Below are 19,263 nucleotides of genomic sequence, written 5' to 3' on the forward strand. Positions count from 1 at the left end.
AAGCACTCATGTCTTCGAATCCAAGGAGATCGAGTGCGATTCTCGATTCGCGGCCACGCGCGCCACTCCGGGCGCGCCGGCCGAAGAACACTTGTCGCGGCGGCCACTCTGGCGCTGCTGACCGGCGCTCTGGCGGGGACGTCCTTCGCGGACGACTCCCCGTCGGGCCCGGTCCTCCACCCGCCGAAGGGGTCCACGGTCGTCGCAGCCGGCGGCAACCAGGTGACCCCGCAGATCGTCGGCGGGACGAACGCCACGGCCACCGAGGCGCCGTTCATGGTCCAGTTGTTCTTCGACTACGACCACGCCGGCACGGAGTACTACTTCACCTGTGGTGGCACCCTGGTGGCTCCGACGAAGGTGCTCACCGCCGCCCACTGCATGTACGACGGCGGCGCGCGCATCGACTGGAACAAGTACGGCGCGGTGCTCGCCAACACCACCAAGCTGGCGGGCGGCGACGCGCAGGAGGGTGACTTCATCGACGTCACCCGCACGTACATCCGCGGTACGTACAACGATGTCACGATCGACAACGACATCGCCCTGCTGACCCTGGCCAAGCCGGTGCCGGGGGCCAGCACGCTGGCCATGGCCAACACCGAGGACAGCCGTCTCTACAGCACCACGGACGGCGTCGCCCCGGTGAGCTACGGCTGGGGCCTCACCACCTCCGACAGGGAGACCGCCATGCTGGCGGACACCCTGCAGAAGGTGCCGATGCCGCTGCACACGGACGCCGAGTGCGCGGCCAGGTTCGACGAGATGCTGCCTCAGCAGCAGGGCATGTACAAGGCGGGCCACATGGTCTGCGGCGGCGAGGCCGGCACCGGCGACGACGCCACCGGCCAGGCCACCTGCCCCGGCGACTCCGGCAGCGCGCTGGTGAAGGAGGGGCACGTCATCGGCGTCACCTCGTGGGGCATCAGCGACGATGTGCGGTACTGCAACGTCGCGGGCGCGTACGAGGTCTTCTCCAAGGTCTCGACGTACGAGGGGTACGTCCGCCCCCGGGTGGACGACACCGACATCAACCGCAACGGCAAGGCCGACCTCTACCTGCGCTACAAGGACGGCGTCGGCTACTACCGGGCCTCCACGGGCAGCGGTTTCGGCGGCAACACCAAGCTCACCGGCTCCTGGAGCGCGTACAACACGGTGCTGCAGACCGACCTCAACCGGGACAGCTACCAGGACTACATCCTGCGTCGCACGTCCGACGGCGCGATTCTGTGGCGGCACCGTACGCCCAGCAGCGCCACCTGGATCGACACCAAGCTGACCACGGGCTGGCAGACCCGCAAGGCGATCGCCGCACCCGGCGACGTGACCGGCGACCGCTACCCCGACCTGGTCTCCACGACCTCGGACGGCACCCTGTACGTCTACCCCGGCAAGGGCAACGGCACCTTCGGTGCCCGCGTCACGGCGGGCTCGGGCTACCAGGTGTACAACTCCTTCCGCGGTCACGGCGACTTCAACATGGACGGCAAGACGGACATCATCGCCCGCCGTTCGAAGGACAGCTCGGTGGTGCTGCTGAAGGGGACGGGCAAGGCGACGGCCCCCTACGCGGCGCCGATCACGGTCCGCAGCTGGCCCATCCCGAACGCGTTCTCCGCTCCCGGTGACGTGACGGGTGACGGCATCGCCGACTTCGTCGCCCGCAGCCCTGCGGGCAACCTGTACCTGTACCCGGGTACGGGCAAGACGACGTCTGCGATTTTCGGTACGGCCATCAAGATCGGTTCTGGCTTCCAGAACTACAATCAGTTCGGCTAAACACCAGCTCAACCAGCGTTTGATCAAGGAACCCCGGGTCCACGGACCCGGGGTTCTTTGCTTTGTCGAACATCCGTGTGTCACTCTTTCGGCTACCCCGAATGCCAGATTGTGATCAGATGCCCGACAATTCCCGACCGATACCCGAGCCGGGCACCCCACGAGGGAGCCGCCGGGGCCGCCACCGCAGCCCCCGCCGTACGGGCCTGCGCATAGCCGCCTGGACGCTCGCCGGCGCGGTCGCGGCGGGCGGCGCGCTCGCCGGAGTCGCGTACCTCAGGCTGAACGGCAACCTCACCAGCGTCGATCTGGACGCCCGCCTCGGCACGGAGCGCCCGCAGAACGTCGACAACGGCTCCCTCGACATCCTCGTCCTGGGCTCCGACTCCCGGGCCGGCGCGAACGCCGCCTACGGCCGGGACACGGGCGCCCGCTCGGACACGGCGATGGTGGTCCACCTCTACGACCACCGCAAGAAGGCGTCGATCGTCTCGATCCCCCGCGACACCCTGGTCGACCGCCCGTCCTGCGTCCAGGACAACGGAGCCACGGCCCCCGCGGCCCACGACGTGATGTTCAACTCCGCGTACACGACCGGTGGCCCCGCGTGCTCGGTCAAGACGGTGGAACACCTCACGGGCATCCGCATGGACCACTTCGTCGAGATCGACTTCACGGGCTTCAAGCACCTGGTCGACAAGCTGGGCGGCGTCAAACTCACCACCACCGAGCCGATCAACGACACGAGCTCCCACCTGAACCTCCCCGCGGGCACCCACACCCTCACGGGCGAACAGTCCCTGGCCCTGGTCCGCACCCGCAAGTCGGTGGGCGACGGCAGCGACCTGGGCCGCATAAAACTCCAGCAGACGTTCCTGACGGCGCTCCTGACCCAGGTCAAACACATGGGCCTGCTCACCAGCCCCACCAAGCTCTACGGCCTGGCGGACACGGCGACGTCATCGATCACCACGGACAAGGACCTCTCCTCGATCACGGCCCTGACCAGCCTCGCGAAGAGCACGAGCTCCCTGAATTCCTCGACGATGCAGCTGATAACCCTCCCGGTGACATACGACACCCAGGACCCCAACCGAGTCCGCCCCCTGGAACCCCAGTCCACCCAGGTCTGGAAAGCCCTGAAATCGGACCGGAGAATCCCGCCCACGGCCCTGCAGAACAGCGCGGCGGAGGCCGAGAACGCGAACGGCACCATTTCCAGCCCGTGAGGCAGCTGAGAGCGCAAAGAACGTCCTTCCAGCCCGTGAGGCAGCCGAGTGGGTATGGAGCCTCCCTCCAGCCCGTCCGGCGGCTGAGAGTGCAAAGGAACCCCCCTCCAGCCCGTCCGGCGGCTGAGAGCGCAAAGAAACCCCCCCTCCAGCCCGTCCGGCGTTTGAGGACGAGGCGCGCAGCGCCGATCTGCCCGGCCGGCGGCCGGGAGCGAAGAGAACCCCCTTCCAGCCCGGCCGGCGTTTGAGGCCGAGGGGCGCAGCCCCGACAAGGGGGCCCGGGGGCGCAGCCCCCGCAGCGCAGACCGGCCCTCCGGGGAATAACGGCACCGCGATCCCCGTTTTGGCCCACACGCCCAGTGATGGCACACTGGTACGTCGGCCCCGGTTCACGCCCCCGCACCCGCGGGAGGCGACCCGGCGCCCTCCACGAGACCCAGGAGAATCCCTTGAAGCGCGACATCCACCCGGAGTACGTCGAGACCCAGGTCAGCTGCACCTGTGGCGCCTCGTTCACCACCCGTAGCACCCTCACCTCCGGCACCATCCGTGCCGAGGTCTGCTCCGAGTGCCACCCGTTCTACACGGGCAAGCAGAAGATCCTCGACACCGGTGGCCGCGTGGCCCGCTTTGAGGCCCGCTTCGGCAAGAAGGCCGCCGCGAAGTAGCGACGCCTCAGGCGCCGGCTCCGCGCACCCGAGGGTGCCGCGGGGACCGGCGCCTTTGTCGGTCCCGGCCCACCCACCCCCCTCCTCCAGGAGCCGAAGATGTTCGAGGCTGTCGAAGAGCTGACCGCCGAACACGCCGATCTCGAGAAGCGCCTCGCCGACCCCGCGGTGCACTCGGACCAGCGCGAGGCGATGCGGCTGAACAAGCGGTACGCCGAGCTGACCCCGATCGTGCGGACGTACCGCTCCTGGAAGAGCACCGGGGAGGACATCGACACGGCCCGTGAACTGGCCGCGGACGACCCGGACTTCGCCGCCGAGGTCAAGGAGCTCACCGAGACGCGCGAGGAGCTCACGGAGCGGCTCCGGCTGCTGCTGGTGCCCCGCGACCCCAGCGACGACAAGGACGTGATCCTCGAGGTCAAGGCGGGCGCGGGCGGCGACGAGTCGGCCCTGTTCGCCGGCGACCTGCTGCGGATGTACCTGCGCTACGCGGAGCGCGTCGGCTGGAAGACCGAGATCATCGACGCCACCGAGTCCGAGCTGGGCGGCTACAAGGACGTCCAGGTCGCCGTGAAGACCAAGGGCGGCCAGGGCGCCACCGAGCCCGGCCAGGGCGTCTGGGCGCGGCTGAAGTACGAGGGCGGCGTGCACCGCGTGCAGCGGGTGCCGGCCACCGAGTCCCAGGGCCGGATCCACACCTCCGCGGCCGGCGTGCTGGTCACGCCCGAGGCGGAGGAGATCGACGTCGAGATCAACCCGAACGACCTGCGGATCGACGTCTACCGCTCCTCGGGTCCCGGCGGCCAGTCCGTGAACACCACCGACTCCGCGGTGCGGATCACACATCTGCCGACCGGAGTCGTGGCCTCCTGCCAGAACGAGAAGAGCCAACTGCAGAACAAGGAGCAGGCGATGCGTATCCTTCGCTCCAGGCTGCTCGCCGCGGCGCAGGAGGAGGCGGAGCGGGAGGCCGCCGACGCCCGCCGCAGTCAGGTCCGTACGGTGGACCGCTCGGAGAAGATCCGGACGTACAACTTCCCGGAGAACCGCATCTCCGACCACCGCACGGGCTTCAAGGCGTACAACCTCGACCAGGTCCTCGACGGGGACCTGGACCCGGTGATCCAGGCGTGCGTGGACGCCGACTCCGCGGCGAAGCTCGCCGCGGCGCAGTAACACGCAGGTGAAGGGGGCCGCGCGGGGAAAGGCGCGGCGCCGGTCAGGAACGACGGAAGGCTCGACAGTGCTGCATGAGACCGGGGGCCGCCCCGCGGGCGCTCGCAGCTTGCTGCTCGCCGAGGTGGCGCAGGCCACCCAGCGGCTGGCCGACGCCGGCGTGCCCTCCCCGCGGCACGACGCGGAGGAGCTCGCCGCCTGGGTGCACGGTGTGAAGCGCGGCGAGCTGCATCGGGTGGCCGACGCCGACTTCGACGCCCGCTACTGGGAGGCCGTCGCCCGCCGCGAGGCCCGCGAGCCGCTCCAGCACATCACCGGGCTCGCCTACTTCCGCTATCTGGAGCTCCAGGTCGGCCCCGGGGTGTTCGTACCGCGGCCGGAGACCGAGTCCGTGGTGGGCTGGGCCATAGACGCCGTCCGGGCGATGGACGTCGTCGAGCCGCTGATCGTCGACCTGTGCTCCGGCTCGGGCGCCATCGCGCTGGCGCTGGCGCAGGAGGTGCCCCGGTCCCGGGTGCACGCCGTGGAGCTGGACGAGGGCGCCCTGCCCTGGACCCGCAAGAACGTCGAGGGCTCGCGCGTCGTCCTGCACGCCGGGGACGCGCTCACCGCACTGCCCGAGCTGAACGGCCAGGTGGACCTGGTGATCAGCAACCCGCCGTACATCCCGCTGACCGAGTGGGAGTACGTGGCGCCCGAGGCCCGCGATCACGACCCGCAGCTCGCGCTCTTCTCCGGCGAGGACGGCCTGGACCTCATCCGCGGCATCGAGCGCACCGCCCACCGGCTGCTGCGTCCCGGCGGCGTCGTCGTGGTCGAGCACGCCGACACCCAGGGCGGCCAGGTGCCGTGGATCTTCACCGAGGAACGCGGCTGGGCCGACGCCGCCGACCACCCGGACCTCAACAACCGGCCGCGGTTCGCCACGGCCCGCCGGGTAGCCCGCTGACCCGGCCCCACGACACCGACGACCCGCCCCGACCCACCGACCACGCACAGCCCGAGGAGGCTCGAAGTCCATGGCACGGCGCTACGACTGCAGCGACGCGACCGACCGCAAGACCGGCCTGCGCGAAGCCGCATCCGCCGTCCGCCGCGGTGAACTGGTCGTCCTTCCCACCGACACGGTGTACGGCATCGGCGCCGACGCCTTCAGCTCCGAGGGCGTCGCCGCCCTGCTGGAGGCCAAGGGCCGTGGCCGCGCCATGCCCACCCCGGTGCTGATCGGCTCCCCGAACACCCTGCACGGCCTGGTCACCGACCTCTCCGAGGCGGCCTGGGAGCTGGTGGACGCCTTCTGGCCCGGCGCGCTGACCATCGTCGCCAAGCACCAGCCGTCCCTGACCTGGGACCTCGGTGACACCCGCGGCACCGTCGCGATCCGGATGCCGCTGCACCCGGTCGCCATCGAGCTGCTCACCGAGGTCGGCCCGATGGGCGTCTCCAGCGCCAACCTCACCGGCCACCCGGCGCCGCAGGACTGCGACGCCGCCCAGGACATGCTCGGCGACGCGGTCTCCGTCTATCTCGACGGCGGCCGTACGCCCGCCAGCGTGCCCTCGTCCATCGTGGACGTCACGGGCAAGACACCGGTGCTGCTGCGCGCCGGGGCACTGACGGCGGAGCAGCTGCGCGAGGTCGTCCCCGACCTCGAGGTGGCCCCGTGACGACGCAGGGACGTACTCCTTGACCGCCCCCTACGGGCGTGGCATAGGCACCTTCCGCATCCTCCACGTCAGCACGGGCAACGTCTGCCGCTCGCCGATCACCGAGCGGCTGACGCGGCATGCCCTCGACCAGCGGCTCGGCGACGGCGCCCGGGACCTGCTGGTGGAGTCCGCCGGCACCTGGGGGCACGAGGGCGCGCAGATGGAGGCGCACGCGGCGACCGTGCTGAGCGAGATGGGCGCCGACCCGGCCGGGTTCACCGGGCGGGAGCTGCTGGACGAGCACGTCATCGAGGCTGACCTGGTGCTGACCGCGACCCGGGACCACCGGGCGCAGGTGATCTCCATGGGGCACTCGGCGGGGCTGCGCACGTTCACGCTGAAGGAGTTCGCCCGGCTGGTACGGGCCATAGACGCGGCCACCCTCCCGCCGCCCGAGGAGGGGGCCGTACAGCGCGCCTCGGCCCTGGTGCGGGCGGCCGCGGCGCTGCGCGGCTGGCTGCTGGCGCCGAGCGTCGAGGCGGACGAGGTGGGGGATCCGTACGGGGCGCCCGTCACGTACTTCCGGGCCGTGGGCGAGGAGATCCGCCAGGCCCTGGACCCGGTGGTCACGACCCTGACCGGAGTGCCCGCGCCCACGGTGCGATGACGCCGCCGCGGGCTTCTTCGGTGTCCCCTGCAACCACCGGGGCCCGCCGGAGGTCTCACCAGGTGACCCAAGGCGGTCAACGCCGCGCGGGGGAGCGGCTATCGTGTGGGGCTGGATCGGCTATCGGAACTCGTGGGGCACCCTGTGCGTGAATTTCTGCTGACGCTGTTCGTCGCGGCCGCTGTCACGTATCTGCTGACGGGGCCGGTGCGGAAGTTCGCCATCGCCGCGGGCGCCATGCCCGAGATCCGCGCCCGCGACGTGCACCGCGAACCGACGCCGCGCCTCGGCGGGATCGCGATGTTCGGCGGTATGTGCGCGGCGCTGCTGGTCGCGTCGCGGCTGGAGGCGTTCGACTTCGTCTTCGACCTCAACGAACCCCGCGCGCTGCTCTCCGGCGCCGCGCTGATCTGGCTGCTCGGCGTGCTGGACGACAAGTGGGGCGTGGACGCGCTGATCAAGCTGGGCGCGCAGATGGTCGCCGCCGGTGTGATGGTCGTGCAGGGCCTGACCGTGCTGTGGCTGCCGGTGCCGGGCGTCGGGACCGTGATCCTGACCCCGATGCAGGGCACGCTGCTGACGGTCGCCGTGGTCGTGATCTCCATCAACGCCGTGAACTTCGTCGACGGTCTGGACGGTCTCGCGGCCGGCATGGTCGCCATCGCCGCCGCGGCGTTCTTCCTCTACGCCTACCGCCTCTGGTACGGCCACAACATCGAGGCCGCCGCGCCCGCCGCGCTCTTCGCCGCGATCCTGCTCGGCATGTGCCTGGGCTTCCTGCCGCACAACATGCATCCGGCGCGGATCTTCATGGGCGACTCCGGTTCCATGCTGCTGGGTCTGGTGCTGGCGGCCGGTGCGATCTCCATCACGGGCCAGGTCGACCCCGACGCGCTGAAGCTCTTCGAGGGCAGCGAACGCGAGGCGGTGCGGTCCACGGTGCCGGTCTTCATCCCGCTGGTGCTGCCGCTGACCATCCTCACGGTGCCGATCGCGGACCTGGTGCTCGCCGTCGTACGGCGGACGTGGCGCGGTCAGTCGCCGTTCGCCGCGGACCGGGGGCATCTGCACCACCGGCTGCTGGAGATGGGCCACTCGTACATGCGCGCGGTGCTGCTCATGTACTTCTGGGCGGCGCTGGTGGCCTTTGGGATGGTGGCGTTCTCGGTGCAGTCCGACAAGATGTGGATCATCTTCCTGATCGTGGGGCTGAGCGCCGTGGGCCTGGTGGTGCTGCTGCTGCCGCACTACACGCCCCGGGTGCCGCGCTGGGCCCAGCGGTTCGTCCCGCCGCGCTACCGGCGCGGGCCGCGGAGCGAGCCGGCCGAGGAGGCCCCCACGGGCGCCGAGGAGCCGGAGAAGGTGCTGGTCGGGGCCACGGCCGTGGGCGAACGCGCGCGCTGGCGCAAGCCCGGTCACTGACCCGCGACGGGGGCTTGTACCGCAGGGGCGGAGCACCCCGCGGCATTCGACACGCCGGTTGCTTCCTCTGTGTGACGGCCACCACACTCCTTGAGTAAAGCTCCGGTCAAAGACTTTGTGATACCGTTCACGAGAACCCGGTGATGAGCCGAAGGACCGTAGTGCGGCGGTTCTCTGGCGCGTTGGCCGCGTACGCGATGCCTTCGCTCCGGGGATACGCTCGTCCACGATGCCCCCTTTGCACCCGACTCCCCGCCGGAGATAACCACATGCAGGTCAACGACGCCCGGGTACTCCGTGGCGCCGCGATTCCGACCGCCCTCGCGGGCATCGTCGCCGTGATCATCAGTTCACTGGCGGCGGGCGCGAAGGGTGCCGTCGGGGCTGCCGCCGCCACCGCAGTGGTCCTCGTATTCTTCGCACTCGGCCTCTTCGTGCTCCAGCGCTTCACGCGCAAGTACCCCGAGATGATGATGGCCGTGGGGTTGGTCACGTACATGACCCAGGTGCTGGCCCTGGGCATCGTGCTGGCCGCCTTCAAGGACACCACCCTGTTCAACACGCGGGCCTTCGGCCTGACCGTGCTCGGCACCGCACTGGTGTGGACCGCCGCCATGGCGCGCGGCTATCTGCGGGAGAAGACGCTCTACGTGGAGCCGGAGAGCCCCCGGGACGACGCCGAGGACACCGCGGGCAAGGGGCAGCGCCCGACGGGAGCGCCCTGATGAGCCCCGGTGCGCTCACCCGGTCACGGGACTGCTATGGTCCCGGTGCCACGCTGATGGGCGGACGGGTCCTGGAACCCGGCGGACGCGCCGAGCAGAGTGCGTCCCGTGTCAGACCCCCCGTCAAGCCGACGTCCAGTCCAGTGCCGACCCGCGGCCCCGCGCCGCGCCGACACCCTGAGGATTCCGTTTCCATGCGTCACACCGAAGGAGCTCGCCGGTGAGTGCCGACTCCACCACGCTCGCTTTCGACACGAGCTGCAAGATCTTCGTCGACGGCGGTTGCGGATTCCAGGCCCCCGGCCTGCACTCCTTTGTCTTCGAGCCGCTGTTCACCGTGGGCGGGTTCGAGTTCAACAAGCCGATGCTCCTGGCGCTGCTCTCGACGCTGGTGCTGGGCGCCTTCTTCTGGAAGGCCTTCGCCAAGCCCAAGGTCGTCCCGGGCAAGCTGCAGATGGTCGCCGAGGCCGGCTACGACTTCGTGCGCAAGGGCATCGTCTACGAGACCCTCGGCAAGAAGGAGGGTGAGAAGTGGGTGCCCATCCTCGTCTCCATCTTCTTCTTCGTCTGGATGATGAACCTCTGGTCGATCATTCCGCTCGCCCAGTTCCCGGTGACCTCGATCATCGCCTTCCCGGCGGGTCTGGCCATCATGGTCTGGCTGATCTGGATGACGCTGACCTTCAAGCGCCACGGCTTCGTCGGCGGTCTGAAGAACCTCACGGGCTACAACAAGGAGCTCGGCGCGGTTCTCCCGCTGGTCATGGTCATCGAGTTCTTCTCGAACGTGCTCGTCCGGCCCTTCACCCACGCGGTCCGGCTCTTCGCCAACATGTTCGCCGGCCACCTGCTGCTGGTCATGTTCACCGTGGCGACCTACTTCTTCATGAACGGCCTCGGCTGGGTCTACGCCCCCGTCGCCTTCGTCCTGGTCTGCGTGATGATCGCCTTCGAGCTGTTCATCCAGGCCGTGCAGGCATACGTCTTTGTGACGCTGTCCGCGACCTACATCTCCGGTGCCCTCGAAGAGGCGCACTGATCCCCGAGCGTGCCGCTCACCCAGCCCGAACACATCCGGTGGCCAACCCCCACCGGTGAACAAAGAGAAGGAAGTACCCAATGGCTGCCATGGAGACCCTCGCCGCCCTCGACGGCCACATCGGTGCGGTCGGCTACGGCCTCGCCGCGATCGGCCCCGGCGTCGGTATCGGTTACATCTTCGGTAACGGCGTCCAGGCCATGGCCCGTCAGCCCGAGGCCACCGGCCTGATCCGGACGAACATGATCCTCGGCTTCGCCTTCTGTGAGGCGCTGGCCCTGATCGGCATCGTCATGCCGTTCGTCTACTGATCCTGCCTCTTTCGACGAAAGGCACAGACGTGAATCTCCTGCAGATCGCGGCCGAGGAGAAGATGAATCCCCTCGTCCCGCCCATGCCGGAACTCATCATCGGTCTGGTCGCCTTCTTCATCGTCTTCGGCCTCCTGGCCAAGAAGCTGCTGCCGACCATCAACAAGGTGCTCGAGGAGCGGCACGCCGCCATCGAGGGCGGCATGGAGAAGGCCGAGGCGGCCCAGATCGAGGCCGAGGAGACGCTCCAGCAGTACAAGGAGCAGCTCGCCGAGGCCCAGCGCGAGGCCAACCGGCTCCGCGAGAAGGCCCGCGAGGAGGGCGAACTCCTCAAGGCCGAGCTGCGGGCCGAGGGTCAGCGCCAGCGCGACGAGATCATCGCCGCCGGGCACACCCAGCTCGTGGCCGACCAGAAGGCCGCCGCCCTCTCGCTGCGTCAGGACGTGGGCCGGCTGGCCACCGACCTGGCCGGCAAGCTGGTCGGCGAGTCCCTCGAGGACCACGCCCGCCAGTCCCGGGTCATCGACCGCTTCCTCGACGAGCTCGAGGCGAAGGCCACCGCCGACGCCACGACGGAGGCCGCGCGATGAACGGAGCGAGCCGCGAGGCACTGGCCGCCGCCCGGGAGCGGCTCGACGCGCTGACCGACAACACATCGGTCGACGCGGCGAAGCTCGCCGACGAGTTGGCTGCCGTCACCGCGCTGCTCGACCGCGAGGTGTCGCTGCGACGGGTCCTGACCGACCCGGCGCAGCCCGGTGAGGCCAAGGCCCAGCTGGTCACCCGCGTGCTGAGCGGTCAGATCGGCGGCGAGACGCTCGATCTGGTCTCCGGCATGGTGCGGTCCCGCTGGTCCGGCTCCCGCGACCTGGTCGACGTGCTCGAGGAGCTCGCCGCCACCGCGGACCTGACCGCCGCCCAGCGCTCCGGCGCGCTCGACGAGGTCGAGGACGAGCTGTTCCGGTTCGGCCGGATCGTCGCCGACAACAAGGAGCTGCGCTCGGCGCTGACCGACCGCACGGCTGTCACCGCGGCCAAGACCACCCTGCTGCACACGCTGCTGGGCGGGAAGGTCAACCCGGTCACCGAGCGGCTCGTGGGCCGGCTGGTGGGCGCGCCGCGCGGTCGTAGCCTGGAAGCAGGGCTCGAGTCCCTGTCCAAGCTGGCCGCCGACCGCCGTAACCGGATGGTCGCCGTGGTCACGTCGGCGGTGCCGCTCAGCGACACGCAGAAGCAGCGCCTCGGCGGCGTGCTGGCCCGGCTGTACGGCCGTGACATGCACCTCAACCTGGACGTGGACCCGGCCGTCATCGGCGGGATCGAGGTCCGGGTCGGTGACGAGGTCATCAGCGGCTCCATCGCGGAGCGGCTGGCGGACGCGACACGGCGGCTGGCCGGCTGACGCCGGACAACCAACCTAAAAGTAGGGGTACGGCCCGGGTTGGGCCGACTGCCTTGAATGGGGGGTCGCCCCCCGAACCCCCCAAAGACAGACTTACGGGCCCAACAAGGAGAGCAGGGAACCCAGATGGCGGAGCTCACGATCCGGCCGGAGGAGATCCGGGACGCGCTGGAGAACTATGTCCAGTCGTACAAGCCGGACGCGGCCTCGCGCGAAGAGGTCGGCACGGTCTCGCAGGCGATGGACGGCATCGCCAGGGTCGAGGGCCTTCCCTCGGTCATGGCGAACGAGCTGCTGAAGTTCGAGGACGGCACCCTCGGTCTCGCCCTCAACCTCGAGGAGCGCGAGATCGGTGTCGTCATCCTCGGTGAGTTCGCCGGTATCGAGGAGGGCCAGACGGTCACCCGTACCGGCGAGGTCCTCTCGGTGCCGGTCGGCGAGGGCTACCTGGGCCGGGTCGTCGACCCCCTGGGCAACCCGATCGACGGCCTCGGCGAGATCGCGTCCACCGGCCGCCGCGCGCTCGAACTGCAGGCCCCCACGGTCATGCAGCGCAAGTCGGTGCACGAGCCGCTGGAGACGGGCTACAAGGCCGTCGACACGATGACCCCGATCGGCCGCGGCCAGCGTCAGCTGATCATCGGCGACCGCCAGACGGGCAAGACCGCCCTGGCGATCGACACGATCATCAACCAGAAGGAGAACTGGCGTTCCGGTGACGTGAACCGCCAGGTCCGCTGCATCTACGTCGCCATCGGCCAGAAGGGCTCCACCATCGCCGGTGTGCGCCAGTCGCTCGCCGACGCGGACGCGCTGGAGTACACCACGATCGTCGCCGCCCCGGCGTCGGACCCGGCGGGCTTCAAGTACCTCGCCCCCTACACCGGCTCGGCCATCGGCCAGCAGTGGATGTACGAGGGCAAGCACGTCCTGATCATCTTCGACGACCTGTCGAAGCAGGCCGAGGCCTACCGTTCCGTCTCCCTGCTGCTGCGCCGCCCGCCGGGCCGCGAGGCCTACCCGGGTGACGTGTTCTACCTGCACTCCCGGCTCCTCGAGCGCTGCGCGAAGCTGTCGGAGGAGATGGGCTCCGGCTCGATGACCGGTCTGCCGGTTATCGAGACCAAGGCCAACGACGTGTCGGCGTACATCCCGACCAACGTCATCTCCATCACCGACGGCCAGTGCTTCCTGGAGTCCGACCTGTTCAACTCGGGCCAGCGCCCGGCCCTGAACGTCGGTATCTCCGTCTCGCGAGTCGGTGGCTCCGCCCAGCACAAGGCGATCCGCCAGGTCTCCGGCCGGCTGAAGCTGGACCTCGCCCAGTTCCGTGAGCTCGAGGCGTTCGCCGCCTTCGGCTCGGACCTGGACGCCGCGTCCAAGGCGGCCCTGGAGCGCGGCCAGCGCATGATGGAGCTCATGAAGCAGTCGCAGTACGCGCCGTACCCGACCGAGGACCAGGTCGTCTCGGTGTGGTCCGGCACCAACGGCAAGCTGGACGACGTCCCGGTCGCCGACGTGCGCCGGTTCGAGCGCGAGCTGCTCGACTACATGCACCGTGAGCACAAGGGCCTGATGACGGCGATCGTCGAGGGCGGCAAGATGGGCGACGAGACCATCCAGGCCATCGACGAGGCCGTCGAGTCCTTCAAGCCGCAGTTCGAGACCTCGGACGGCAAGCTGCTGGGCGAGGGCTGAGCATGGGAGCCCAGCTTCGGGTCTACAAGCGGCGGATCCGTTCCGTCACTGCGACCAAGAAGATCACCAAGGCGATGGAGATGATCGCCGCCTCGCGCGTCGTCAAGGCGCAGCGTCAGGTGGCGGCCTCCTCGCCGTACGCGACCGAGCTCACCCACGCGGTGACCGCGGTGGCCTCGGGCTCTGACATCAAGCACCCGCTGACCACCGAGGTGGACAACCCCGTCCGCGCCGCGGTCCTGCTGATCACCAGCGACCGCGGTCTGGCCGGCGGCTACTCCGCCAACGCCATCAAGCAGGCGGAGCAGCTGTCCGCCGCGCTGACCGGCACGGGCCGCGTCGTCGACAACTACATCGTCGGCCGCAAGGGTGTGTCGTACTACGCGTTCCGCGAGCGCCCGGTCACCGAGTCCTGGACCGGCTTCTCGGACAGCCCGACCTACGCGGACGCCAAGAAGGTGGCCGCGCCGCTGATCGAGGCACTGTCGAAGGAGACCTCGGAGGGCGGCGTGGACGAGATCCACATCGTCTTCACCGAGTTCCACTCGATGATGACCCAGACCGCGGTGGACAAGCGGCTGCTGCCGCTGTCGCTGGAGAAGCCCGCAGAGGACAGCGCGGACGTCTTCGAGAAGGCCGTCGGCGACGAGATCCACGCGCTGTACGACTTCGAGCCGTCCACCGAGGGCGTACTGGACGCACTGCTGCCGCGGTACGTCGAGAGCCGGATCTACAACGCCCTGCTGCAGGCCGCCGCCTCCGAGCACGCGGCCCGCCGCCGGGCGATGAAGTCGGCGACCGACAACGCCGAGGACCTCATCAAGTCGCTCACGCGGCTTGCCAACGCGGCCCGCCAGGCCGAAATCACCCAGGAAATCAGCGAGATCGTCGGTGGCGCGAACGCTCTGGCCGACGCAACCGCGGGGAGTGACCGATAATTATGACCACTGCTACGACTACCGCGACCGGCCGCGTCGCGCGGGTCATCGGCCCGGTCGTCGACGTGGAATTCCCCGTCGACGCGATGCCGGAGATCTACAACGCCCTGAAGGTCGAGGTCGCCGACCCGGCCAACGCCGGCGAGAAGAAGACCCTGACCCTCGAGGTCGCCCAGCACCTCGGTGAGGGTCTGGTCCGTGCCATCTCGATGCAGCCCACCGACGGTCTGGTCCGCCAGGCCCCGGTGACCGACACCGGCGAGGGCATCACTGTGCCCGTCGGCGACGTCACCAAGGGCCGCGTGTTCAACACCCTCGGCGAGATCCTCAACGACGACGTCGCGGACTCGGAGATCACCGAGCGCTGGCCGATCCACCGGACGGCGCCGAAGTTCGCGGACCTCGAGCCCCGGACCGAGATGTTCGAGACCGGTCTGAAGGTCGTCGACCTGCTGACCCCGTACGTCAAGGGCGGCAAGATCGGTCTGTTCGGTGGCGCCGGTGTCGGCAAGACCGTGCTGATCCAGGAAATGATCATGCGTGTGGCGAAGCTGCACGAGGGTGTTTCCGTCTTCGCCGGTGTCGGTGAGCGTACCCGTGAGGGCAACGACCTCATCGAGGAGATGACCGACTCGGGCGTGCTCCCGCAGACGGCGCTCGTCTTCGGCCAGATGGACGAGCCGCCGGGCACGCGTCTGCGTGTCGCCCTGGCGGGTCTGACGATGGCGGAGTACTTCCGTGACGTCCAGAAGCAGGACGTGCTGTTCTTCATCGACAACATCTTCCGCTTCACCCAGGCCGGCTCCGAGGTCTCCACGCTGCTCGGCCGCATGCCCTCCGCGGTGGGTTACCAGCCGAACCTGGCGGACGAGATGGGTCTCCTCCAGGAGCGCATCACCTCGACCCGTGGTCACTCGATCACCTCGATGCAGGCGATCTACGTCCCCGCGGACGACCTGACCGACCCGGCGCCGGCCACCACCTTCGCCCACCTCGACGCGACGACGGTGCTCTCCCGTCCGATCTCCGAGAAGGGCATCTACCCGGCGGTGGACCCGCTGGACTCCACCTCGCGTGTGCTGGACCCCCGCTACATCGCGGAGGACCACTACAACACCGCCACGCGCGTCAAGGGGATCCTGCAGAAGTACAAGGACCTCCAGGACATCATCGCGATCCTGGGCATCGACGAGCTGTCCGAGGAGGACAAGCTCACCGTGTCCCGGGCCCGCCGCATCGAGCGCTTCCTGTCGCAGAACACCCACGCGGCGAAGCAGTTCACCGGTCTCGACGGATCGGACGTGCCGCTGGACGAGTCGATCGCCGCGTTCAACGCGATCGCCGACGGCGACTACGACCACTTCCCCGAGCAGGCGTTCTTCATGTGCGGTGGTCTGGACGACCTGAAGAAGAAGGCGAAGGAGCTCGGCGTCAGCTGACGCCCTGCTGGTGGCCGGGGGTGTGGGACGAAAGACATCAGTCTTGCGCCCCCGGGCACGCAAACCAGATATTCTCTGTGAAATCCCAGTTGAGGAGCCATCGTGGCTGAGCTGCACGTCGAGTTGGTCGCCGCCGACCGCAAGGTCTGGTCGGGCGAGGCCACCCGGGTCGTGGCGCGCACCTCGTCCGGCGACATCGGCATCATGGCTGGTCACCAGCCGCTGCTCGGTGTGCTGGAGTCCGGCCCGGTGACCATCCGTACGACGGGCGAGAGCGGGGAGGGGACGGTCGTCGCGGCGGTGCACGGCGGCTTCATCTCCTTCGCCGAGAACAAGCTCTCGCTGCTGGCGGAGATCGCCGAGCTCTCCGACGAGGTCGACGTCGACCGTGCCGAGCGGGCGCTCGAGCGGGCGAAGTCGGACGACGACGCGCACGCGGAGCGGCGCGCCGAGGTCCGGCTTGCCGCTGCGTCGCATGCTCGGTAGTCGTTGTCCGCGATCTTCTTCGCGTACGGCGGCAGAATAAGCGTGGCCCTCAGCCGCGGGCCGTTCCGGGAGTGTGCCGGAGCGGTCCGCGGCTGAGGCGATGGTTGGGCAGGTTCGGACAGCGGTCCCGTTGTCCGTGGCGCGGAAGGCGAGGAGGTCGATGGACATGGTCCTCGCTCTGGTGCTGCTCGGGTGTCTTGTGGTGCTGCTCGCCGTGGGGCTGTTCGCCTTCGGGCTGCGGCGGCGGCTCATCCAGCGGGCGGGGGGGACGTTCGACTGTTCGCTTCGTATGCCGGCTCCCGAACCCGCGGCTCCTCCCGGGGAGGAGGACGGGAAGGGGTGGGCCTACGGGGTCGCCCGGTATTCCGGGGACTCCATCGAGTGGTTCCGGGTCTTCTCGTACGCGATGCGGCCGAAGCGGGTGCTGTCGCGGGACGGGATCGAGGTTCTGCAGCGTCGGGCCCCGGAGGGGGAGGAGGAGCTGGCGCTTCTCTCCGACGCCGTGGTCCTTGCCTGCCGGCATCGGGGGGTCCGGCTCGAGCTCGCGATGTCCGACGACGCGCTCACGGGGTTCCTGGCGTGGCTCGAGGCGGCGCCTCCGGGGCAGCGGGTGAACGTCGCGTAGTCCGTGGGCCCCCTTGTCGGGGCTGCGCCCCTCGGCCTCAAGCGCCGGCCGGGCTGGAATGTGGTCACTTCGCGTGTTCGGCTGTCAGTCGGGCTACGTCAGTCCGGGACTCCCGGGCGAGCGGGGGCGACGCCGTCCGCCCGGGAGCGTCGGCGGTTAGTTCAGGCCCGTGTTGATGGCCGAGACCAGTTCGCCGTTTGTCGTGTCGCCGCTGAATTCCCAGAAGAACGCGCCACCCAGGCCCTGGTTCTTCACGTAATTCATCTTGCCGGCGATGGTGGACGGCGTGTCGTAGCTCCACCAGTTCGTGCCGCAGTGGGCGTACGCCGTGCCCGCCACCGTTCCCGTCACCGGGCACTGGGTCTTCAGGACCTTGTAGTCCTGGTTGCCCGGTTCGATGCCCGTCGCCGGGCCCGTGGCCGAGCCGCCGGGGGCGTCCTGGGTGACACCCGTCCAGCCGCGGCCGTAGAACGGGATGCCCAGGTTCAGTTTGGCCGCCGGGACGCCCTTCGCGCGGAGCTTCTGGATCGCCGAGTCGGAGTTGAAGCTCTCGATCGGGATGCCCGTGTAGCCCGTGAGCGGGGAGTGGACGGCCGTCGGGCCCTGGGCGTCCCAGGCGCCGAAGAAGTCGTACGTCATGACGTTGTAGAAGTCGACGTACTGCGCCGCGCCGCCGTAGTCCGCCAGGTCCAGCTTGCCGCCCGAGGAGGCGTCGGCCGTGATCGCGGCGGTGACCAGCTGGCTGCCGAACTTGGCGCGGAACGCCTGCATCATGGTGCGCATCACGGCGGAGCCGCTGGTGTCACAGCTCAGCCCGCACGCGTTGGGGTACTCCCAGTCCAGGTCGATGCCGTCGAAGAGGCCGGCCCAGCGGGAGTCGTTGACCAGGTCGTAGCAGGACTGGGCGAACGCCGCCGGGTTCTGCATGGCCTGGCCGAAGCCGCCGGACCAGGTCCAGCCGCCGAACGACCACAGGATCTTGATGTTCGGGTACTGCGCCTTGAGCTTCTTCAGCTGGTTGAAGTTGCCCCGCAGCGGCTGGTCCCAGGTGTCCGCCACGCCGTCTACGCTCTGGTCGGCGGTGTACGCCTTGTCGATCGCGGCGTACGAGTCACCCATGGCGCAGCGGCCGCCGGTGACGTTGCCGAAGGCGTAGTTGATGTGCGTGATCTTGCCGGCGGAGCCCGAGCTGACCAGGTTCTTCACGTGGTAGTTGCGGGCGTAGACGCCCCATTCCGCGAAGTACCCGAGCTTGACCTTTCCGCCGCCGCCCTGGTTGCCGCCGGTGGTGGTGACGGTGCGCGGGCCGCTGAGCGGGCCCGTCTGGTCGGCCGTGTCGCGGGCCCTGATCTCGTACGTGTACGTGGAGCCGGCGGTCAGGCCGGTGTTGGTGTACGAGGTGCCGGTGACCGTGGCGACGGTGCTGCCGTTGCGGATCACGTCGTAGTTCTTGATGCCCTTGTCGTCCGTCGCCGCGGCCCACGAGAGCGTCACCGAGGTGTTGGTGATGTTGCTCGCGGTGGGGGTGCCGGGCGCGGACGGCTTGGCGTCGCCGGGCTGTCCGCCGTCGCCGCCGTCACAGCCGCCGCCGTTGACCGTACAGCCGGACGGGGCGCCCGGGCCGGAGCCGTTGAAGCCGAAGCTGATCGAGGCGCCGGGGGCGAGGGTGCCGTTCCAGCCGGCGTTCTTCGCGGTCCAGGTGGTGCCGGAGCTGGTGACGATCGCGTCCCAGGCGGAGGTGACCCGGGTGTCGGACGGGTATGTCCAGGACACCGTCCAGCTGCTGATGGCGGTGGTGCCCGTGTTCTTGATCGTCCACTTGCCTTCGAAACCGGTGCCCCAGTCCGAGACCTTGGTGTAGGTCGCGGTGGCTCCGGCGGCGTGTGCTTCCGGGGCCAGACCGACCATCGCGGCCAGGGGGAGTGCCAGTGCCGCGACTATCGCGCTGATTCGTCTGGTGAGTCGTGTGACGCGTGGGGATCTCAAGGGTGCGCTCCTCGAGCT

Annotated in this window: 19 protein-coding genes; 18 read left to right on the forward strand and 1 reads right to left on the reverse strand. The window is 69.3% G+C overall.

The genetic code is table 11. The annotated features are described in order from the left end of the window. Positions 1-33 precede the first annotated feature (33 nt). From SRB5_RS10690 to SRB5_RS10775, 18 genes are all read left to right on the forward strand, one after another. On the forward strand, positions 34-1,782 hold the full coding sequence (locus SRB5_RS10690; protein ID WP_153451342.1) for a trypsin-like serine protease: 1,749 nt from the start codon (positions 34-36) through the stop codon (positions 1,780-1,782). A 119-nt stretch (positions 1,783-1,901) separates the two neighbouring features. Beyond that, positions 1,902-3,011: an LCP family protein gene (locus tag SRB5_RS10695; protein ID WP_153451343.1), complete on the forward strand. Its 1,110-nt coding sequence runs from the start codon at positions 1,902-1,904 to the stop codon at positions 3,009-3,011. 449 nt (positions 3,012-3,460) lie between these two features. Continuing rightward, positions 3,461-3,679 (forward strand): 50S ribosomal protein L31, encoded by a 219-nt coding sequence (gene rpmE, locus SRB5_RS10700; protein ID WP_153451345.1) that lies wholly within the window; start codon positions 3,461-3,463, stop codon positions 3,677-3,679. Positions 3,680-3,778: 99 nt separating this feature from the next. Next, positions 3,779-4,858, forward strand: a complete 1,080-nt coding sequence (gene prfA, locus SRB5_RS10705) for a peptide chain release factor 1 (protein WP_153451347.1) — start codon at positions 3,779-3,781, stop codon at positions 4,856-4,858. Positions 4,859-4,928: 70 nt separating this feature from the next. Next, positions 4,929-5,807, forward strand: a complete 879-nt coding sequence (prmC, locus tag SRB5_RS10710; protein WP_153451637.1) for a peptide chain release factor N(5)-glutamine methyltransferase — start codon at positions 4,929-4,931, stop codon at positions 5,805-5,807. Between the two features lie 70 nt (positions 5,808-5,877). Next, complete coding sequence (locus SRB5_RS10715; RefSeq protein WP_153451348.1) at positions 5,878-6,525, forward strand: L-threonylcarbamoyladenylate synthase; 648 nt, start codon at positions 5,878-5,880, stop codon at positions 6,523-6,525. Positions 6,526-6,544: 19 nt separating this feature from the next. Further along, positions 6,545-7,174, forward strand: a complete 630-nt coding sequence (locus SRB5_RS10720; RefSeq protein WP_153451350.1) for an arsenate reductase/protein-tyrosine-phosphatase family protein — start codon at positions 6,545-6,547, stop codon at positions 7,172-7,174. 144 nt (positions 7,175-7,318) lie between these two features. Next, complete coding sequence (locus tag SRB5_RS10725) at positions 7,319-8,596, forward strand: MraY family glycosyltransferase (RefSeq protein WP_323377683.1); 1,278 nt, start codon at positions 7,319-7,321, stop codon at positions 8,594-8,596. Positions 8,597-8,865: 269 nt separating this feature from the next. Continuing rightward, complete coding sequence (locus SRB5_RS10730) at positions 8,866-9,321, forward strand: hypothetical protein (protein ID WP_153451351.1); 456 nt, start codon at positions 8,866-8,868, stop codon at positions 9,319-9,321. Between the two features lie 220 nt (positions 9,322-9,541). Then, positions 9,542-10,360 (forward strand): F0F1 ATP synthase subunit A, encoded by an 819-nt coding sequence (atpB, locus tag SRB5_RS10735; RefSeq protein ID WP_323377685.1) that lies wholly within the window; start codon positions 9,542-9,544, stop codon positions 10,358-10,360. A gap of 80 nt (positions 10,361-10,440) precedes the next feature. Then, entirely contained in the window at positions 10,441-10,671 is a 231-nt protein-coding gene (atpE, locus tag SRB5_RS10740; protein ID WP_153451353.1) for an ATP synthase F0 subunit C, read from the forward strand. A gap of 29 nt (positions 10,672-10,700) precedes the next feature. Continuing rightward, positions 10,701-11,261: a F0F1 ATP synthase subunit B gene (locus SRB5_RS10745; protein ID WP_323377686.1), complete on the forward strand. Its 561-nt coding sequence runs from the start codon at positions 10,701-10,703 to the stop codon at positions 11,259-11,261. Continuing rightward, positions 11,258-12,073, forward strand: coding sequence for a F0F1 ATP synthase subunit delta (locus SRB5_RS10750; RefSeq protein ID WP_153451355.1), 816 nt, complete (start codon positions 11,258-11,260; stop codon positions 12,071-12,073). The genes SRB5_RS10745 and SRB5_RS10750 overlap by 4 nt, the downstream gene beginning before the upstream one ends. A 126-nt stretch (positions 12,074-12,199) precedes the next feature. Continuing rightward, on the forward strand, positions 12,200-13,771 hold the full coding sequence (atpA, locus tag SRB5_RS10755) for a F0F1 ATP synthase subunit alpha (protein WP_153451357.1): 1,572 nt from the start codon (positions 12,200-12,202) through the stop codon (positions 13,769-13,771). 2 nt (positions 13,772-13,773) lie between these two features. Next, the gene (locus tag SRB5_RS10760; protein WP_153451358.1) at positions 13,774-14,709 is read left to right on the forward strand and encodes a F0F1 ATP synthase subunit gamma; all 936 of its coding nucleotides are present in this window, start codon (positions 13,774-13,776) and stop codon (positions 14,707-14,709) included. Positions 14,710-14,711: 2 nt separating this feature from the next. Continuing rightward, a complete protein-coding gene (gene atpD, locus SRB5_RS10765) occupies positions 14,712-16,148 on the forward strand; it encodes a F0F1 ATP synthase subunit beta (protein WP_153451360.1) in 1,437 nt (478 codons plus the stop codon). Between the two features lie 102 nt (positions 16,149-16,250). Beyond that, a complete protein-coding gene (locus tag SRB5_RS10770) occupies positions 16,251-16,634 on the forward strand; it encodes a F0F1 ATP synthase subunit epsilon (protein ID WP_323377687.1) in 384 nt (127 codons plus the stop codon). Between the two features lie 166 nt (positions 16,635-16,800). Then, complete coding sequence (locus tag SRB5_RS10775; RefSeq protein WP_153451361.1) at positions 16,801-17,259, forward strand: DUF2550 domain-containing protein; 459 nt, start codon at positions 16,801-16,803, stop codon at positions 17,257-17,259. 156 nt (positions 17,260-17,415) lie between these two features. Here SRB5_RS10775 and SRB5_RS10780 read toward each other — a convergent pair whose 3' ends face one another. After that, positions 17,416-19,167 carry a glycosyl hydrolase family 18 protein gene (locus tag SRB5_RS10780; RefSeq protein ID WP_153451644.1) on the reverse strand — a complete coding sequence of 584 codons (1,752 nt, stop codon included), beginning with the start codon at positions 19,165-19,167 and terminating at the stop codon, positions 17,416-17,418. Between the last annotated feature and the right edge of the window lie 96 nt (positions 19,168-19,263).

Source organism: Streptomyces smaragdinus, assembly GCF_009604385.1.
Classification (GTDB): domain Bacteria; phylum Actinomycetota; class Actinomycetes; order Streptomycetales; family Streptomycetaceae; genus Streptomyces; species Streptomyces smaragdinus.